The 17,870-nt window shown below is 74.4% G+C and carries 17 protein-coding genes and 1 pseudogene; 7 read left to right on the forward strand and 11 right to left on the reverse strand.

What is annotated here, in order from left to right; translation table 11 throughout:
• Positions 1–11: 11 nt before the first annotated feature.
• Positions 12–422 carry an ABC transporter permease subunit gene (locus ACIO5E_RS17565; protein ID WP_400668359.1) on the reverse strand — a complete coding sequence of 137 codons (411 nt, stop codon included), beginning with the start codon at positions 420–422 and terminating at the stop codon, positions 12–14.
• 91 nt (positions 423–513) lie between these two features.
• On the opposite strand from ACIO5E_RS17565, the pseudogene ACIO5E_RS17570 reads away from it, so the two are divergent.
• Positions 514–831: pseudogene (locus tag ACIO5E_RS17570) on the forward strand (substrate-binding domain-containing protein); the annotation flags it as partial.
• Positions 832–1,029: 198 nt separating this feature from the next.
• Here the strand turns inward: ACIO5E_RS17570 and def are convergent.
• From def to ACIO5E_RS17610, 8 genes are all read right to left on the reverse strand, one after another.
• Complete coding sequence (def, locus tag ACIO5E_RS17575; protein WP_400668362.1) at positions 1,030–1,674, reverse strand: peptide deformylase; 645 nt, start codon at positions 1,672–1,674, stop codon at positions 1,030–1,032.
• 83 nt (positions 1,675–1,757) lie between these two features.
• Entirely contained in the window at positions 1,758–2,750 is a 993-nt protein-coding gene (locus ACIO5E_RS17580; protein ID WP_400668364.1) for a tetratricopeptide repeat protein, read from the reverse strand.
• 260 nt (positions 2,751–3,010) lie between these two features.
• Entirely contained in the window at positions 3,011–4,381 is a 1,371-nt protein-coding gene (locus ACIO5E_RS17585) for an HD-GYP domain-containing protein (protein ID WP_400668366.1), read from the reverse strand.
• The gene (locus tag ACIO5E_RS17590) at positions 4,378–5,814 is read right to left on the reverse strand and encodes an HD-GYP domain-containing protein (protein WP_400668369.1); all 1,437 of its coding nucleotides are present in this window, start codon (positions 5,812–5,814) and stop codon (positions 4,378–4,380) included. The genes ACIO5E_RS17585 and ACIO5E_RS17590 overlap by 4 nt, the downstream gene beginning before the upstream one ends.
• A 338-nt stretch (positions 5,815–6,152) precedes the next feature.
• Positions 6,153–6,560: a mycothiol system anti-sigma-R factor gene (gene rsrA / locus ACIO5E_RS17595; protein WP_400668372.1), complete on the reverse strand. Its 408-nt coding sequence runs from the start codon at positions 6,558–6,560 to the stop codon at positions 6,153–6,155.
• Positions 6,557–7,300, reverse strand: a complete 744-nt coding sequence (locus ACIO5E_RS17600) for a sigma-70 family RNA polymerase sigma factor (RefSeq protein WP_400668744.1) — start codon at positions 7,298–7,300, stop codon at positions 6,557–6,559. Before ACIO5E_RS17600 ends, rsrA begins: the two co-directional genes overlap by 4 nt.
• A 300-nt stretch (positions 7,301–7,600) precedes the next feature.
• Complete coding sequence (locus tag ACIO5E_RS17605; protein WP_400668375.1) at positions 7,601–8,242, reverse strand: alpha/beta family hydrolase; 642 nt, start codon at positions 8,240–8,242, stop codon at positions 7,601–7,603.
• 20 nt (positions 8,243–8,262) lie between these two features.
• The gene (locus ACIO5E_RS17610) at positions 8,263–9,015 is read right to left on the reverse strand and encodes an SOS response-associated peptidase (RefSeq protein ID WP_400668378.1); all 753 of its coding nucleotides are present in this window, start codon (positions 9,013–9,015) and stop codon (positions 8,263–8,265) included.
• Positions 9,016–9,153: 138 nt separating this feature from the next.
• Between ACIO5E_RS17610 and ACIO5E_RS17615 the strand changes: the two genes are divergently transcribed.
• The 5 genes from ACIO5E_RS17615 to hisN all read left to right on the forward strand — a co-directional run bounded on the left by ACIO5E_RS17615 (position 9,154) and on the right by hisN (position 13,687).
• On the forward strand, positions 9,154–9,882 hold the full coding sequence (locus ACIO5E_RS17615) for a M50 family metallopeptidase (protein WP_400668381.1): 729 nt from the start codon (positions 9,154–9,156) through the stop codon (positions 9,880–9,882).
• A gap of 74 nt (positions 9,883–9,956) precedes the next feature.
• Complete coding sequence (gene aroA / locus ACIO5E_RS17620) at positions 9,957–11,288, forward strand: 3-phosphoshikimate 1-carboxyvinyltransferase (protein WP_400668384.1); 1,332 nt, start codon at positions 9,957–9,959, stop codon at positions 11,286–11,288.
• A gap of 15 nt (positions 11,289–11,303) precedes the next feature.
• A complete protein-coding gene (rsgA, locus tag ACIO5E_RS17625; protein WP_400668387.1) occupies positions 11,304–12,359 on the forward strand; it encodes a ribosome small subunit-dependent GTPase A in 1,056 nt (351 codons plus the stop codon).
• Between the two features lie 131 nt (positions 12,360–12,490).
• Positions 12,491–12,814, forward strand: a complete 324-nt coding sequence (locus ACIO5E_RS17630; protein WP_400668390.1) for a DMT family transporter — start codon at positions 12,491–12,493, stop codon at positions 12,812–12,814.
• Positions 12,815–12,889: 75 nt separating this feature from the next.
• Positions 12,890–13,687 (forward strand): histidinol-phosphatase, encoded by a 798-nt coding sequence (gene hisN, locus ACIO5E_RS17635; protein ID WP_280676259.1) that lies wholly within the window; start codon positions 12,890–12,892, stop codon positions 13,685–13,687.
• A gap of 86 nt (positions 13,688–13,773) precedes the next feature.
• Here hisN and ACIO5E_RS17640 read toward each other — a convergent pair whose 3' ends face one another.
• Entirely contained in the window at positions 13,774–15,249 is a 1,476-nt protein-coding gene (locus tag ACIO5E_RS17640; protein ID WP_400668394.1) for a catalase, read from the reverse strand.
• A 103-nt stretch (positions 15,250–15,352) separates the two neighbouring features.
• On the opposite strand from ACIO5E_RS17640, the gene ACIO5E_RS17645 reads away from it, so the two are divergent.
• Positions 15,353–15,772 carry a Fur family transcriptional regulator gene (locus ACIO5E_RS17645; protein WP_400668397.1) on the forward strand — a complete coding sequence of 140 codons (420 nt, stop codon included), beginning with the start codon at positions 15,353–15,355 and terminating at the stop codon, positions 15,770–15,772.
• A 35-nt stretch (positions 15,773–15,807) separates the two neighbouring features.
• On the opposite strand, the gene ACIO5E_RS17650 is transcribed toward ACIO5E_RS17645, so the two are convergent.
• Positions 15,808–17,778 (reverse strand): sel1 repeat family protein, encoded by a 1,971-nt coding sequence (locus tag ACIO5E_RS17650; protein ID WP_400668400.1) that lies wholly within the window; start codon positions 17,776–17,778, stop codon positions 15,808–15,810.
• Between the last annotated feature and the right edge of the window lie 92 nt (positions 17,779–17,870).

Consider the following 17,870-nt stretch of genomic DNA (forward strand, 5'->3'; position numbering starts at 1 on the left):
CGTTCCGGCGCTCAGCCCTTGACCGAGCCGACGGTCAGGCCCTGGGCCAGGTAGCGCTGGAGGAACTGGTAGACCACGATCACCGGCAGTGAGGTGACCAGCGCCCCGGCCGCGAACAGGCCGTAGTTCTGGTCCTGTTGGCCGGAGATGATGCCGTAGAGGCCGACCGCGACGGTCTTGGAGTCGTTCGAGGTCAGGAAGATGTTCGCGAGGATCACGTCGTTGAGCGCGGCGGTCAGCGACAGGATCGAGATCACCACCAGCATCGGCGCGGCGAGCGGGAGGATCAGCCGGAAGAAGATCTGCGCGTGCCCGGCGCCGTCCACCTTGGCGGCCTCGTCGATCTCGCGCGGGATGGTGTCCGGGTAGCCCTTCATCAGCCAGGTGTTCACCCCCATCGCACCGCCGAGGTAGACCAGCACCAGCCCCCACGGGCTCGGCGCCCGGATCGCCGTCGCCCACCTGCGCGAACTCGGGCACCGGCGGATCGGGCTGGCCGGCGGCCAGGGCTACCTGCGCCCCTCCATCAACCGCCTGGACGGCTACCGGCGCGCGATGCGCGAGCTGCTGGGCGAGGACGCCCCCGCCGACTGGTACGCCGAGTCGTCCTACTCGATCGCCGGCGGCGCCGCGGCCGCCCGCCAGCTGCTCGACGCGGGGGTCACCGCCGTCATCGCCGGCAGCGACCTGATGGCCCTCGGCGTCGCCCAGGCCGCCCGTGAGGCCGGCCGCTCGGTGCCCGGCGACCTCTCCGTGGTCGGCTACGACGACTGCTACCTGGCCTCCCACAGCAACCCGCCGCTGACCACCGTGCGCCAGCCGATCCAGGAGATGGGCGCGGGGGTCGCCGAGGCCCTGTGGCGCCAGCTGGAGGGGCACGGCGGCCAGGCCCGGGACTACCCTGTTCACGCCGGAGCTGGTCGCCCGCGAGTCCACCGGCCGGCTGCGCGACTGACGCGACGCCGAGGGCCGGGACACCGATCGTGTCCCGGCCCTCGCACGTCTCACGCCGTCAGCTGTGCGGCACCGTCAGCTGTTCGGCACCGTCGCGTAGCGCGGGGTGCCCTCGGCCATCTGCCGCAGCGCGTCCTTGCGGTCCCGCTTCGACAGCTTGTCGATGTAGAGGGTGCCGTACAGGTGGTCGGTCTCGTGCTGCAGGCAGCGGGCGAAGAAGCCGGTGCCCTCGACCCGGATCGCCTTGCCGTCCTTGTCCACGCCGGTCACCGCCGCGTAGTCCGGGCGGGGCAGTTCGGCGTACGCGGTCGGCACCGACAGGCAGCCCTCGTTGCCGTCGTCCAGCACCCGCCGGCGGTCCGCCGGGTACTCCTCCAGCGTCGGGTTGATCACGTGGCCGATGTGCCGCACGCCCTCGTCGTCCGGGCAGTCGTAGACGAAGACCTTCAGGTCCACGCCGATCTGGTTGGCCGCCAGGCCCACGCCCTCGGCCGCGTACATCGACTGGAACATGTCGTCGATCAGCCCGGACAGCTCACCGTCGAACGCGGTGACGTCCTTGACCTCGCGGTGCAGGACCGGGTTGCCCACGACGGTGATCGGACGCGCGGTGCCCCGGGAGAGGTCCGGCTCCTCGCCGACCACCTTCAGCGGGGCCTCGTCGGCCGCCGACTCGTGGTCGTGGTCGTGGTCGTGCTGGTGGTCGTGCTGCTCCGCCATCGCTGCTTATCCGCTTCCGCTTCCGAGAATGGTCCAGGTATACGGCTCGCGCCGGGTATACCGGTCAAGGGTAAGCGGCGCGCTCAACAGACTTCCTCCAGATCACGGTACGCCCTCGTCCCGGGGGACGCCGCGGCCCAGCGGTCCAGCAGTGAACGGACCAGCAGGGCGGGCGCGGCGATCCCGCACTCCCGCTCCACCAGCCAGGACATCCCGGCCGCGCCGCCCTGGCTGAGGTGGCTCAGGTGGCCGGGGTGCGCGGCGTCGCCGTCGTCGTGCGGGTCGTGGTGGGCGGTGTGCCCGTCGTCCGCGGCCATCCGGCTCTCCGAGCAGGCCCGGCAGAGCAGCCGCACCGAGGACGTCCAGTCCTCCGCCGCGTAGCCGGCGTCCGCGACCACCCGCTCCAGCGCGTCCCGGTCCCCCGCCGTGGCGGCCTGCAGCAGCACCACGTAGGTCGGCACCGGGGAGGGTGCCCACAGCTCGATCTCGTCGAACACCGGGTAGGCGACCCCGTCGGTGACCCGCTCGCCGTGCGGGGCGCCGTCGTGCAGCACCACCTCGCCCCAGCGGCGGCCGGAGGACGGCAGCGGGATGGACAGCACCTCGATCCGGGCCGGGTCCAGCCGGCGGCCCCACACCACCTCGGACTCGCCGTCCGGGGAGAGCCGCACCGGAGTGGTGCCGAGGTCCAGGCTGACCGGGCCGTCCGGCTGCCCTCCGGGGCCGCCGGGCAGCTTCAGCCCGTACGCCTGCCAGGCGCGGCGGGCCAGCGGCCAGTCCTGCAGGGCGGTCGCGGTGATGCCGAGGTTCCACCAGTCGGGGGCGCCGTGCTCACGGTCCAGCAGGGCGACGGCCCGCAGTCCGGCCGAACGGGCCTGCTCCCAGTCCCGGCGGAACTTGTGCAGCAGGGCGAGGTTGAACCAGGAGTCGGACAGCCAGGGCTCCAGGTCGGCGGCCATCACCAGCAGCGCGCCGGCGTCCTCGTAGCGGCCGTCGCCGATCAGCGTGAAGGCCCGGTCGGTCGTCTGCCGCCAGGTGGCGGACGGCCGGTGCCGTGCCCGGTGGAAGATCCTCACGTTCGTCCCTGCCGTCGTCGTCCGCTCAAGTCCCGTACCACCACGCCCGGATCCGCTTCCGCGGGGTCGGGGCCCGGTGCCCCGGGTCGGTGTTTCCACGCTACGACCGCATCCAACCACGCCCGCCCCCGCCCGCGCTCCCCACCGCCGAGGTTGGGGCCCGCCCCTACCCAGCCTGCCCGCCCGGCCGCCACGCCTCAACCCCGGTGGGGTTCCGCCCGGTCCGGACCGGGCGCCCGGGCCCCGGGCCGGGCACCGGCTCAGGCCCTCGCCTGGCCGCCCACCCGGGCCAGCGCGTCCACCACCCGGGCGTCGTACACCCGGCCGCGGCCCAGCCGCAGCAGCTCCAGCGCCTCCAGCCGGCCCACCGCCTCGCCCAGCCCGCGGCCGCGCGCCGCGGTCAGCAGGTCGTCGTGGGCGTTGGCCACCCGGATGATCCTGGCCGCCAGCGGCACCGAGCCGTCCCCGCCGGCCGGACCGGGCACCGGGTCGGCCAGCCGGGCGACCTGCTCGGCGACCTGCCGGGGCACCCCGGTGCGGCGGATCACCTCGCTGCCCAGCCGGGCGATCCGCTGCTGTTCTGCGCAGGGCAGCAGCGCGGTCGCGCCGTCCGGCACCGGCTCGACCAGCGACAGCTGGCCCACGTCGTGCATCAGCGCCGCGTACTCCAGCAGGGCGAGCTCGCGGGTGCCCAGCCCCAGCTCGCGCCCCAGCGCGCACGCCGTGTCCGCGACCCGGCGGGCGTGGCCGTGCGGGGTGTAGCCGGCCACCTCGGTGGCCCGGGCCAGGCTGGCGATGGTCTGCCCGGTGGTGGCCCGCACCGCCGCGGCCCGCCGGAACGACACCTGGGCGAGCAGCAGCGGGGTGCAGAACAGCGGCAGCGCCCACAGCCCGACCTCGCCGGCCGCCAGGCTGACCAGCATCCCGGTGGCGACGATCGCCGAGCCGATCCCGAACAGCGAGCGCAGCTCGTCCTCCAGCGCCGCCGGGAACCGCAGCCCGGTCTCCGGGCCCGCCGCCGACCGGCGCAGCAGTGCTGCCAGGGTCGCGTCGCAGAGCGCGGCCAGCGCGGCGACGGCGGTCAGGAACGCCCCGTACGCCGGGCCCTCGGGCGAGTAGCGGTCGACCAGACCGCCGTTGTAGAGCGGCTGGAAGACGGCGGCCGCGAAACCGACTCCGAGCAGCCGGCGGGCGGCGCTGTCCCGCCGGGCCGGGTCGGCCCAGGGCGGGCGCCGGTGCGGGCGCCCCGGGCGGGAGCGGTGCGGCGGGCCCGGCCGGCCAAGCGGCGCACGGCACGCCCTGAGCCAGGGCAGCGCGAGCCCGGGCAGCCAGGCCAGCAGCAGGCCGACGCCGGTCACCGCGACCACCTGGAGCGTGCCGTGCGCGGTGGGCACCCCGCGCAGCGGCCCGAGCAGGGCGTACGCCAGCGCGCCGGCCGCGCCGATCGGCGCCTGCTCGCGGTCCCCCGGAAGGGTGATCCGGACGCACTCGCCGAGCGCGATCAGCGCGGTGAACGCCAGCGCGACCCTCGGCTCGGCCACCCCGCGCAGCGCGACCGTGCCCCCCGCGAAGGCCAGCAGCGCGGCCGCCGCCGCGTGCACCGCGCGAGCGTCGCGGCCGGCCGCGGTCACGGCTGCCCGGTCGGGGAGGCGGTCCCGCCCTGTGCGGGCACCCGCAGCGGCGCCGCCCGCACCGGCTCGGGCACCCCGAGCGGGATGTCCGGGACGGCCCGGATGCTGTCCTCGGGCGGCGGCAGCACCGGCTGCCAGTCGTACCCGGCCAGCGCGTCGATCAGCGCCCGGACCATCACCGGGTCGAACTGGCTGCCCGAGCAGCGCTCCAGTTCGGCCACGGCCTCGGCGACCGGGCGGCCGCGCCGGTAGGAGCGGGTGGAGGTCATCGAGTCGAAGGCGTCGGCGACCGAGATGATCCGGGCGAACTCGGGGATCTGCTCGCCGGCCAGCCCGCTCGGGTAGCCCCGGCCGTCCATCCGCTCGTGGTGGTGCAGGATCCCGGCGTGCGCCTCGCCGAGGAAGGCGATCCCGCGCACCAGCTCGTACCCGTACACCGGGTGGACCTCGACGGCCCGCCGCTCCGCCTCGCTGAGGGGACCGTTTCTGCGCAGCAGCTCGGTGGCCACGCCCAGCTTGCCGACGTCGTGCAGGATCCCCGCGAAGCGCAGGGTGCGCAGCCGCTCGGCCTCCATGCCGAGCTGACCGGCGATCAACACCGAGGCCCGGCCGACCCGTTCGCTGTGCCCGCGGGTGTACGCGTCCTTGATCTCCACCGCCTGCACCAGCGACTGCACGGTGGCCTGGTGGGCGTCCCGCTCGCGCTGGCCCTGGGCGAACACCCAGGCCGAGATCGACAGCGGCAGCAAGGCCAGCAGCGCCGCGAACGCCCCGTACGGACCCTGCCAGAGCACGGCCACCATCAGCCCGCCGGCCGCGTGCACCAGCACCGGCAGCCCGCACACCGTGCCCGCCCCGCGCAGCAGCACCCCGGGGCGGCGGTCCTCGGCGAGCATCAGCATGGCGCCCACCAGCACCCCGTTGACCAGGCAGAACGTGACGACGGCGGCGAAGCCGGGCAGCAGCGCGGCCGGGAAGCGGGAGCCGAGCAGAAGCTGCGGCCCGTGCAGCAGGTGGAAGGCGGCCGAGGCGGCGAAGGCGCACAGCGCGAGCTGGGAGCCGTTCCACAGCTGGCGGGTGCGGCAGGTGCGTCCGCTCGGCCCGCCGAGCAGCGCGGCGGGCACCGCGACCAGCGCGGCGGCGGCCGGCGGCAGCATCAGCACGCCGGCGAACAGCACCGGGAAGAAGGCGTTGACCCCGGGGCGGGCGGGCGCCCGCTCGGGCGGCGGCGGGCGGCGCAGCAGCCGGCGCACCAGCCGCAGGCAGGGCGTCGGCAGGCCCTGGGCCAGCGACTCCCAGCAGCCGTGCAGGAAGGCCAGCAGCCCGACCTTGGGCCAGTCCACGGGGGCGCCGAGCCAGCGCGGGAGGCCGGGCGCCACCCCGGTCGGCAGCAGCGGAAGCAGGCAGCACAGCGCCGCCACCGGGACGGCCACCAGGTAGCGCGTCGCTCCCTCCGGCAGGGCCGCGCCTCCACTGTCGGTAGCGATCTCGACCTCCCCCGCCGTCCGGGCCCGCGTTGCCTCAGCTCGCCGGGCGGACCGGCGGTGAGCGTCCGTCAGGAGAATAGGCCGCCACCCGGACGAAAGGACGCGTGATCGCGCGATGCCGCAGCTGGCGCACCGTCAACTCACCCGAACGAGTGAGGGCGCATGCGAGCACAACGGGAGCGGCCCCGGGAGCGCACGCTCCCGGGGCCGTTGGACTCCGTGTCCGGACCGTTCGTCCCGCCCTCGCCGGCGGGCCCGTCCGGTTGCTCCGCCCGGCCGCCCGGCTACTCCGCCGGGGCGCCCGCCTCGACGGGTGCGCCGGGGCGCACCACCGGCTCGTCCGAGGCCTCGGCGGCCGTCGGCGCCGGCCGGGCCTGCTCGACGTGGATCTCGACCGTGGTGTCGACCGCGACCACCACCTGCTCGCCCGAGCGCTGCCCGGCCCGGATCGAGTCGATCCTGGCCAGCACCTTGCTGCGCAGGTCGCTCGGGGTGTCGTCGCACCCGCAGGAGCGCTTGATCAGCGCCTTGATCGCCTGCTCCAGCCCGTACTGCTTCAGGCAGGGCGAGCACTCCTCGAAGTGCACGCGCAGCTTGGCGCAGTCGCCCTCGGTCATCTCGTTGTCGAGGAATTCGTAGAGGTGGTCGAGGACCTCGCCACACTCCGTCTCGTGCGGATCGCCGCAGCTCATGAGCCCGAGCCCTTCGCTTCCTGCCCTGCCCCGCTACCGGCCGGGACCAGCCCGCGCTCACGGGCGTAATCCTCCAGCATGCCGCGCAGCTGACGGCGGCCGCGGTGCAGCCGGGACATCACCGTACCGATGGGAGTACCCATGATGTCCGCGATCTCCTTGTACGCAAAGCCCTCTACGTCCGCGAGATAGACCGCGATCCGGAATTCCTCCGGGATGGCCTGGAGCGCGTCCTTCACATCGCTGTCGGGCAGGTGGTCGAGTGCCTGGGTCTCGGCCGAACGCAGACCGGTCGACATGTGCGACTCGGCGCGGGCCAGCTGCCAGTCCTCGATCTCCTCCGCCGCCGTGCGCTGGGGCTCGCGCTGCTTCTTGCGGTACGAGTTGATGAACGTGTTGGTGAGGATGCGGTACAGCCAGGCCTTGAGGTTCGTGCCCTCACGGAACTGGTGGAAGGACGCGTACGCCTTGGCGAACGCCTCCTGGAGCAGGTCCTCCGCATCCGCGGGGTTGCGCGTCATGCGCAGCGCCGCCGAGTACATCGGATCCAGGTAACCCAGGGCGTCGCGCTCGAAGCGCTCCCGCCGGGTCTCCTCGGACTCCTCCGCCGACACCCGGAAGGTGTCCTCACCGATCGCCTCGGCCAGCTCCTCACCGGTGAGCGCCTCGCCCGCGGGCTGGCCCTCCTCCGGGCCCCGGCCCGGCTCGGCCTCGTGCTCGGTCCCGACGACCGGACCCACCTCCTCGCCATGGCGGGCACGACCCACGGCGGGCCGCCCCGAAATGGAGGATATCGGGCTGACGGGCTTCTCGCCCGCGACAATCCAGTCGGACCAGGCGGGGGCGAACGCCGCGGCGGCCTCGCGCTGCTGTGACCGCTCGGGGCACGCGATCGAACCCATCTGCCCTGCCTCTCAACGGGAATCGTGCTGACGAGGGTGTCAACCACCCCGACCCCGCCCGCATTCCCGCGCCCACCCCGGAATCACTCGCACGAGTGATCGAGCGGAAACTCCCTGCTCACGGCCGCCCGCGCCGCCTCACCCGACCCTCAGCACCCAGTCCCCCACCGCCCGGCAGATCAGCTCCAGCACCTCGTCCTGCCCCGGCGACGCCCGCTTGGGCACCTCGAAACCGTGGTTGCCGTACGGCAGCGCCACCAGCTCGTGCCCGGCCGGCAGCTCCGGGAACTCCTGCGGCCGGCCGAACGGATCCGCCGCGCCCTGCACCACCAGCGTCGGCAGCCCCGACTCCAGCAACTCCTGCGCCCGGCTCTTCTCCGGCTTGCCCGGCGGGTGCAGCGGGAAGGCCAGCGCCACCACCCCCACCGCCCCGGTCGCCGCGCCGGTGCGGCAGGCCACCCGCGCCCCGGCGCTGCGCCCGCCGACCACCAGCGCCGGCCCCTGCCCGGCCAGCCGCTCGGCCACCGGCCGCCAGCCGAGGTCCAGCGTCCTCGGTGCCGACGGGCCCAGCTTCTTCCCGGCCACCTTCCAGGGCTGCTCGACCAGCGCCACGGTGATCCCGCGCGCCGGCAGCCGCCCGGCCAGCGCCGCCAGGTCCCGGCTGTCGATCGCACCGCTGGTGCCGTGCCCGAGCGCCAGCACCGCCCGCGGGTCGGCCGCCCGGTGGTAGGTGATCCGGGCGTCCCCCGCCCCGGTGGGGACGAGCTCGGTGGTCCTCACGACAGTCACTCCAGCAGGTTTCAGAACAGGGTGGTCTCGTACTCGACCTCGGCCCACGGCTCCGTGAGCTCCGGGCCGTCGTTGCGGATGTTGCCGACCGCCGGCGAGACCGGGGTGGCCAGCAGCGCGCCGGGCGGCGGGGGTATCAGCAGCCGGCGCAGCTCGTCCGGGTCGGCCTGCCCCGGGTCCAGCCACTCGTCGTAGGAGGCCGGGTCGAGGAACAGCGGCATCCGCTCGTGGATCGGCGCCAGCGACTCCTCGGCGTCGGTGGTGACGATGGTGAAGGTCACCAGCCAGGCCGCCGGATGGTCGGCCGGCACCGTCCGGTCCCGCCAGAACTCGTACAGTCCGGCCAGCGCCAGCGGGGTGCCGTCGGCCCGGGCGACGAAGAACGGCTTCTTGCGCGGCTTGCCCAGCTCGGCCGCCACCGTCTGCCACTCGTAGTAGCCGTCCACCGGCAGGATGCACCGGCGCGAGGCGAAGGCCTGCCGGTACGAGGGCTTCTCGTGCACCGTGTCCGAGCGGGCGTTGATCATCTTCACCGCCGTCTCGGCCGACTTCGACCACTGCGGCACCAGGCCCCAGCGCAGCACCCGCAGCTGCCGCACCGGCCGCGACCCGCCCCTGGGCACCCGGTCCAGCACCACGAAGGCGCTGTTCGTCGGAGCGACGTTCCAGCTGGGGGCCAACGTCTCCGCCGGATCCCACTGCTCGACGCCGAAGAGCTCCACGATGTCCTCGGGCTTGCCACTGGCTGCGAAGCGACCGCACATGCGGGCCAGCTTGCCATGCCCGGCCCGCTCACCACTTCTTCATCCCACCAGGAGAACCACCCGCTCCCGCCCGCCCGTCCCCGCATGGGAGGCTGCCCCGAACGGCCCAACGCAGCGGACGGAGGCGGAGAAGAGACGATGAGTACACAACCGACCGACCAGAACCTCGGCGCACTGTGGGACCAGGTCACCGGGACCCAGCCCGCCCCGCCCGGCTGGCTGGTCCTGGCCACCGCGGGCGTCGCCCTGCTCGCCGTCCTCGCCCGCCCGCTCTGGCACGTCACCCGCAACGCCGTGACCATCGCCCACGAGGGCGGCCACGGCCTGATCGCCCTCGTCACCGGCCGCCGGCTCGCCGGCATCCGGTTGCACTCCGACACCTCCGGCCTCACCCTCTCCTACGGCCGCCCCACCGGCCCCGGCATGATCCTCACCGCCGCCGCCGGCTACACCGCCCCCGCCCTGCTCGGCCTCGGCTGCGCCGCCCTGCTCTCCACCGGCCGGATCACCCTGCTGCTCTGGCTGGCCATCGCCCTGCTGCTCGCCCTGCTGGTGCGCATCCGCAACGCCTTCGGCCTGTTCACCGTGCTGGTCGCCGGCGGCGCCTTCTTCCTGGTCTCCTGGTTCGGCAGCGCCGAGGTCCAGGCCGGCTTCGCCTACCTCGGCTGCTGGTTCCTGCTGTTCGGCGCCGTCCGCCCGGTCCTCGAACTCCAGCACCAGCGCCGCATCGGCTGGGCCCGCGACTCCGACGCCGACCAGCTCGCCCGCCTCACCCACATCCCCGGCCTCGCCTGGATCACCGTCTTCCTGCTCACCGCCCTCGCCTGCCTGGCCCTCAGCGCGAGCTGGCTGCTCAAGCCGCTGTGACCCGGCGGGCGGGCAGCCGTCCGTCATCCGGCCGCAGCAGGGGCCGTTCCGGTACGGCCCCTAAACTGGCCCCCATGACCGAGACCCTGTGGCCCGCCCCCGTCGCGACCACCCCCGTTGACGCCACCGTCACCATCCCCGGCTCCAAGTCGGTCACCAACCGAGCCCTGGTGCTGGCGGCGCTCGCCGACGAGCCCGGCTGGGTGCGCCGCCCGCTGCGCAGCCGCGACTCCCAGCTGATGGCCGACGGCCTGCGCGCCCTCGGCGTCGGCATCGAGGAGAAGGTCAACAACGACTCCGGCGGCACCGGCGGCGGCGAGGCCTGGCGGGTCATCCCGACCCCCGCGCTGCGCGGCCCCGCCTCGATCGACGTCGGCAACGCCGGCACCGTCATGCGCTTCCTGCCCCCGCTCGCCGTCCTCGCCGACGGCCCGGTGCACTTCGACGGCGACCCGCGCAGCTACGAGCGCCCCCAGCACGGCGTGATCAACGCCCTGCGCGCGCTCGGCGCCCGGATCGACGACGGCGGCCGCGGCGCCTTCCCGCTCACCGTGCACGGCACCGGCGCGCTCGACGGCGGCCCGGTCGAGCTGGACGCCTCCTCCTCCTCCCAGTTCGTCTCCGCCCTGCTGCTCTCCGGCGCCCGCTACAACCACGGCGTCGAGGTCCGGCACGTCGGCGGCCCGGTGCCGTCGCTGCCGCACATCCGGATGACCGTCGAGATGCTGCGCCTGGCCGGCGTCCAGGTCGACGCCCCCGAGGACGGCGGCGAGAAGGACGTCTGGCGGGTCACCCCCGGCGCCCTGATCGGCCGCGACCTGGTGGTCGAGCCGGACCTCTCCAACGCCGCGCCGTTCTTCGCCGCCGCCCTGGTCACCGGCGGCCGGGTGACCGTGCGCGACTGGCCCAAGCACACCTCCCAGCCCGGCGACCAGCTGCGCGAGATCTACACCCGGATGGGCGGCGCCTGCGAGTTCACCGACGAGGGCCTGCAGTTCACCGGCACCGGCCGGATCCACGGCATCGAGGCGGACCTGCACGACGTCGGCGAGCTCACCCCGGTGATCGCCGCCGTCGCCGCGCTGGCCGACTCCGAGTCCCACCTGTACGGCATCGCCCACCTGCGACTGCACGAGACCGACCGGCTCGCCGCGCTCGCCAAGGAGATCAACGACCTCGGCGGCGACGTCACCGAGACCGAGGACGGCCTGCGGATCCGCCCGCGCCCGCTGCACGGCGGCGTCTTCCACACCTACGAGGACCACCGCCTGGCCACCGCCGCCGCGGTCGTCGGCCTGGCCGTGCCCGGCGTCGAGGTGGAGAACGTGGCCACCACCGCCAAGACCCTGCCCGACTTCCCGAAGATGTGGGCGGAACTGCTCGGTGAAGCGGTGGCGGACGCCTGAGCGGAGACTTGAGCCATGCGCCGCTACGGCAAGGACGCCGACGAAGACGACATCCGCAACCGCCCCGGACGCCGGGGCTCCCGGCCCCGTACCCGGATCCGGCCCAAACACGAGGACGCCGCCGAGGCGATGGTGCTGACCGTCGACCGCGGCCGGCTGACCTGCCTGGTCGACCCGGGCACCAAGCAGGAGCGCGAGATCGTCGCCATGAAGGCCCGTGAGCTGGGCCGCAAGGGCGTCGTCGTCGGCGACGTCGTCAACCTCGTCGGCGACCTCTCGGGGGACGCCGACACGCTCGCCCGGATCGTCCGGGTCGAGGAGCGCAGCTCGGTGCTGCGGCGCACCGCGGACGACGACGACCCGTACGAGCGGATCGTCGTCGCCAACGCCCAGCAGCTGGCCATCGTCACCGCGCTGGCCGACCCGGAGCCGCGGCCCCGGCTGATCGACCGCTGCCTGGTGGCCGCCTACGACGCGGGCATGGAGCCGCTGCTGGTGCTCACCAAGTCCGACCTCGCCCCGGCCGGGCCGCTGCTGGAGTCGTACGCGCCGCTCGGCATCGACTACGTGGTCACCCGCCGGGACGAACTGGAGACCGCCGGCGCCGAGGCCGTCCGCGAACACCTGCGCGGCCTCTCCACGGTGTTCATCGGCCACTCCGGCGTCGGCAAGACCACCCTGGTCAACGCGCTCGTCCCGGACCGGCAGCGGCAGACCGGCCGGGTCAACGCGGTCACCGGCCGCGGCCGGCACACCACCGTCTCCGCCCTGGCGCTGCGGCTGCCCCCGCCGCCCGGTGCCAAGCCGGGCTCCAAGAAGGCGCTGGACCCGGGCTGGGTGATCGACACCCCGGGCTTCCGCTCCTTCGGCCTCTCGCACATCGACCCGTCCCGGGTCATCCACGCCTTCCCCGACCTGGAGCCCGGCACCGTCGACTGCCCGCGCGCCTGCAGCCACGACGAGCCGGACTGCGCGCTGGACGCCTGGGTCGCCGACGGCCACGCCGAGGCCGCCCGGCTCTACTCGCTGCGCCGCCTGCTGGCCAGCAAGGAGGCCCGCGAGGGCGACTGATCCACTCGGCGGTTTTACCGTCCCATGGGGTTTCCCGGCCGTTCGAGGTGTCGGACCGCGCCGGCCTGGTGATCATAGGAAGGTCGGGCCACATCGCGGCCCGACCCGTCGATCGACAGGGAGGGCACGCGATGGCATGGGCCCTGGTGGTCCTGGCAGGCCTGCTGGAGACCGGCTTCGCGATCAACCTCAAGCTCAGCGAGGGCTTCACCCGGCTCTGGCCCACCATCAGCTTCTGCGTGTTCGCCCTGGGCAGCTTCGGCCTGCTCACCCTCTCCCTGAAGACCCTGCCGGTCGGCCCCGCCTACGCGGTGTGGACCGGCATCGGCGCGGCCGGCACCGCCGTCTACGGCATGGTCTTCCTGGACGAGACCACCTCGGTGCTGAAGCTGGTCTCGATCTCCCTGGTGATCGCCGGCGTGATCGGCCTCCAGCTCAGCGGCACGGCGCACTGACGGCGGGAGGCCGGTCGCGTCCCGCTCCGCGAGCCCGGCTGTCCCGATCCGGGTGGGCTCGCTAGGGTTTCGGACATGGCCGACTACCACGACGATCTCCGACTCGCCCACGTCCTCGCCGACTCGGCCGACTCGGTCACCCTGGAGCGTTTCCGCGCCCTCGACCTGAGGATCGAGACCAAGCCCGACCTCACCCCCGTCAGCGATGCCGACAAGGCCGCCGAGGAGCTCGTCCGCAGCGTGCTGCAGCGCGCCCGCCCGCGCGACGCGGTGCTCGGCGAGGAGTTCGGCCTGCTGGGCTCCGGCCCGCGCCGCTGGGTGATCGACCCGATCGACGGCACCAAGAACTACATCCGCGGCGTCCCGGTCTGGGCCACCCTGATCGCCCTGGTGGAGGACGGCCCGGACGGCGTCGAGCGCCCGGTGGTCGGCATCGTCTCCGCCCCCGCGATCCAGCGCCGCTGGTGGGCGGCCAAGGACCTCGGTGCCTTCGCCGGCCGCAGCCTCGCCAAGGCCTCCCGGATCCACGTCTCCGGCGTCTCCCGGATCGAGGACGCCTCCTTCTCCTACTCCTCCCTCTCCGGCTGGGAGGAGCGCGGCCGCCTCGACCCCTTCCTGGACCTCACCCGCGCCTGCTGGCGCACCCGCGCCTACGGCGACTTCTGGTCCTACATGATGGTGGCCGAGGGCGCGGTCGACATCGCCGCCGAGCCCGAGCTGTCGCTCTGGGACATGGCCGCCAACTGCGTCATCGTCGAGGAGGCCGGCGGCCGCTTCACCGGGCTGGACGGCGTTCCCGGCCCCGGCGGCGCGGACGCCGTCGCCAGCAACGGCATCCTGCACGAGGAGGCCCTGCGCCGCCTGAGCGTCTAGAAAGTGTCCGGCCCCGGCATGGTGCGGGCCCGGTCGACCGGTCCTCCGGTCGACCGGGCCCGCCGCTCAATGGGGCGCCTCCCCGGTCACTGCTTGCGCAGCTCCCGGACGGCCACCTCCAGCCGCTGCCCGTAGTCGGCGTCGGCCTTGCGGAAGTTGTCGATCGCCCGCTCGACGATGTCCTCGCGGTCGGCCGAGACCTTGGCGATGAAGCCGGCCAGGTTGGCGATCAGCCGCTGCTTCTCGTCCTCCGAGAACAGCCGGTAGAGGCTGCCGGCCTGCACGAAGTCGTCGTCCTCGGCGTGCGAGGGCGCCTCGTGGTTGCCGGTGGCGCCGGTGACCGGGGTGGCGGCCCACAGCGGGCGGCCGGTCTGCACCGGGCCGCCGAAGCTGTTCGGCTCGTAGTTCTTCCGGCGGCCGTGGCGGCCGTCGTACAGGTGGCCGTCGCGGCTGTTGGTGCGCGCCTCGGTGGCGTGCGGGCGGTTCACCGGCAGGTGGTCGGCGTTGATGCCGACGCGGTAGCGGTGGGCGTCCGCGTACGCGAACAGGCGGCCCTGCAGCATCTTGTCCGGGGACGGGCCGATGCCGGGCACGAAGTGCGCCGGGGAGAAGATCGACTGCTCGACCTCGGCGAAGACGTTGTCGGGGTTGCGGTTGAGCTCCAGCCGGCCGATCTCGATCGGCGGGTAGTCGGCGTGCGGCCAGACCTTGGTGAGATCGAAGGGGTTGAAGCGGTAGTTCGCCGCGTCGGCCGCCGGCATGATCTGGACCTGCACGGTCCAGCTGGGGAACTCGCCGCGCTCGATCGACTCGCGCAGGTCGCGCTGGTGGCTGTCCGGGTCCTCGCCGGCCAGCCGGTTGGCCTCGGCCTGGGTCAGGTTCCGGATGCCCTGGTCGGTCTTGAAGTGGTACTTGACCCAGAAGTACTCGCCGGCCTCGTTCTGCCACTGGAAGGTGTGCGAGCCGTAGCCGTTGAGGTGGCGGTAGCTGGCCGGGATGCCGCGGTCGCCGAACAGCCAGGTCACCTGGTGGGTGGCCTCGGGCGACAGGCCCCAGAAGTCCCAGACGTTGTCCGCCTCCTGGGAGCCGGTGTACGGGTCCCGCTTCTGGGTGTGGATGAAGTCGGGGAACTTCACGGCGTCCTTGATGAAGAACACCGGGGTGTTGTTGCCGACGAGGTCGTAGTTGCCCTCTTCGGTGTAGAACTTCAGCGCGAAGCCGCGCGGGTCGCGCACCGCGTCGGCCGAGCCGAGGTTGCCGGCCACGGTGGAGAACCGCAGGAACACCTCGGTCTGCTTGCCGACCTCGGACAGGAACGCGGCCCGGGTGAAGGGCGTCAGGTCGGCGGTCACCGTGAAGGTGCCGTACGCCGCCGCGCCGCGGGCGTGCACCACGCGCTCCGGGATCCGCTCGCGGTTGAAGTGCGCGAGCTTCTCGAACAGCTGCTGGTCCTGGATGAGCGCCGGGCCGCCGACACCCGCGGTCTCGGTGTTCTGGTTGTCGGCGACGGGGGCACCCGCCTCCGTGGTGAGGGTGGGGCGCAGCTCGTCCTGGGTCGTCATAAGAGGGCCTCCGCGTTATCCGGTCGTGACGACTCGATCCTAACTTGGACTTTGTCCAAGTCAATACTGGAACCAATCTCAGAGCGTGACTTACCCTGTTCCCATGAGCGACCTGCTGGAACGACTTCGCGGACGCGGCTGGCGGCTGACCTCACAGCGCCGGGTCGTGGCCGAGGTCCTCGACGGCGACCACGTCCACCTGACCGCGGACGAGGTGCACGCCCGCGCGGTGGCCCGCCTGCCCGAGATCAGCCGCGCGACCGTCTACAACACCCTCGGTGAACTGGTCGGCCTCGGCGAGGTCCTGGAGGTCGCCACCGACGGCCGCGCCAAGCGCTACGACCCCAACGCCCACCGCGCCCACCAGCACCTGGTCTGCTCCGGCTGCGGCGCCATCCGCGACGTCCACCCGCACGGCGACCCGCTCGCCGCTCTCCCCGCCGGCGAGCGCTTCGGCTTCACCGTCACCGCGGCCGAGATCACCTACCGCGGCCTCTGCCCGGACTGCACGGGCCGGGCCTAGGCCGGACAGGCCCTAGCCCCGACAGCACGGCAGCGCTACGCGCTCAGCTCCGCGTGCAGCGCGCCCAGCAGGCGCCCGGCCCGCTCCGCCACCTCGGCCGGCCCGTAGTCGGCCGCCCGGCGGCACCAGTTCTCGGCCTGCACCGGCTCGCCCCGGCGCAGCGCCAGCAGGGCCAGGCGCAGCGCCGCCCGCCCGTGCCCGGCGTCGGCGGCCCGGGTGTACCAGAGCATCGCCTGGGCCTCCCGGTCCTGCCGGGCCAGCAGCAGCCCCAGGTTGAAGGCGGCGCTGCGGCTGCCCGCCTCGGCCGCCCGCCGGTACCAGCTCTCGGCGATCTCCAGCGCGCCGTGCTCGGCCGCCCGCACGCCCATCCGCACCTGCGCCCGGCGGTGGCCGGCGTCGGCCGCGAGCGCGTACCAGTGCTCGGCCTCGGCGTCCGCGTCGCCGCGCCGGTCCAGCACCGAGGCCAGCCGGAACGCGCCCTCGGCCGACCCACCGGCGGCCGCCTGCCGGTAGCGCTCCAGGGCGCCGGCCAGGTTGCCCCGCTGCTCCTGGGCGACGGCCAGCTGCAGCGCGGCCTCGCCGTGGCCCTCGGCGGCGGCGCGCGCGTACCACTCCTGGGCCTGCCGCTGCTCGCCGCGCCCGGCGTGCAGCACGCCCAGGTTGAACGCGCCGTCCACGCTGCCGGCCTCGGCCGCCTTGGAGAACCACGGTTCGGCGCCCGACTCGTCGCCGCGCTGCAGCAGCACCACGGCCAGCGCGTTGCAGGCCTCCCGGTGCCCGGCGTACGCGGCCCGGCGGTACCACTGCTCGGCCTGCTGGTCGCGGCCGGTGGCGACGCAGAGCAGGCCGAGGTTGAAGGCGCCGTTCTGGTCGCCCGCGTCCAGGGCGGTGCGGTACCAGCGCTCGGCCTCCTTGGCCTCGCCGCGCCCGGCGTGCAGGGCGCCCAGCGCGTTGGCGGCGTTGCCGTCGCCGGCCTCGGCGGCCTCCCGCCACCAGTCGGCGGCGGCGGCCAGGTCCCCGGAGTCGCGCAGCAGGAAGCCCAGCGCGCAGGCGGCGCGCGGTTCGCCGTTCTGCGCGGACTGCCGGTACCAGCGGGCGGCCTCCTCCAGCAGCGGCTGGTCGGTGCCGGCGCGCTCCTCCAGCAGCACGCCCAGGCGCAGCGCGGCGCGGGCGTGGCCGCGCGCGGCGGCGGTGCGGTACCAGGCCTCGGCGGTCTCCTTGTCCCCGGCGGCCTCGCGCATCCGGGCCAGCCGGTAGGCGGCCTCCCGGTGCCCTGCGTCGGCGGAGATCTTGAACCAGCGCTCGGCGCGCACGTCGCGCCGGTGCTCCATCAGGTCGCCCAGCGCGTAGGCGCCGAGCGGGTGGCCGTGGTCGGCGGCGAAGTGCAGCCAGTACTCGGCGGCCTCCTCCTCGCCCTGGTCGCGCAGTTGGAGCCCGAGCGCGTGCGCGGCGGGGGCGCTGCCGGCCACCGCGGCCTGGCGCCACCACTGGGCGGCCTCGCCCCGGTGGCCCTGCTGGTGCAGCAGCACGCCGAGGTTGTTGGCGGCGGCGCGCGTCCCGGCGGCCGCGGCGGCGCGCAGGTACGGTTCGGCGTCCTCCAGGTCGCCGCGGCGCAGCAGCAGGGTGCCGAGCCGGCAGGCGGCGTCCGGGTCGCCGTCGTCGGCGGCCTGGCGGTGGCGGGCCTCCAGCGCGGCGCTCTCGCGGGCGGCCAGCGCGGTCTCGAAGCTGGTGGTGTCCAGGCCGGCCGGGTCGAGGGCGGCGGCGTGCGGGCCGTCGGCGGCCTCGGTCCCGTACGGGCCGACGGCGTCGGCGAACTGACGGGTGGACACGTGGACCAGACTGTCGGGGCCGTAGCCGGCGGCCGGGGGGCGCTCGGACAGGCCGCTGGTGCGCTGGGCGGGCAGGGCTCCGGGCCGGCTCTCGGGGCTCTCCGCCCAGGCGTCGGTGTCCGCCTCGGTGGCCGCCGCGGACTTGGTGCCTGACCCGTTCTTGCCGATCAGCCTCATGCCGACTCCCGCTCCCCCAGAGTGTCGCGGCATCGTGCCCCGACCCGCGGCCGGGGGGACCCCCAGGGGAGGCGCCGGACCCGACGACCGGT

The organism is Kitasatospora sp. NPDC087314 (genome assembly GCF_044744365.1).
In the GTDB taxonomy this organism is placed as follows: domain Bacteria; phylum Actinomycetota; class Actinomycetes; order Streptomycetales; family Streptomycetaceae; genus Kitasatospora.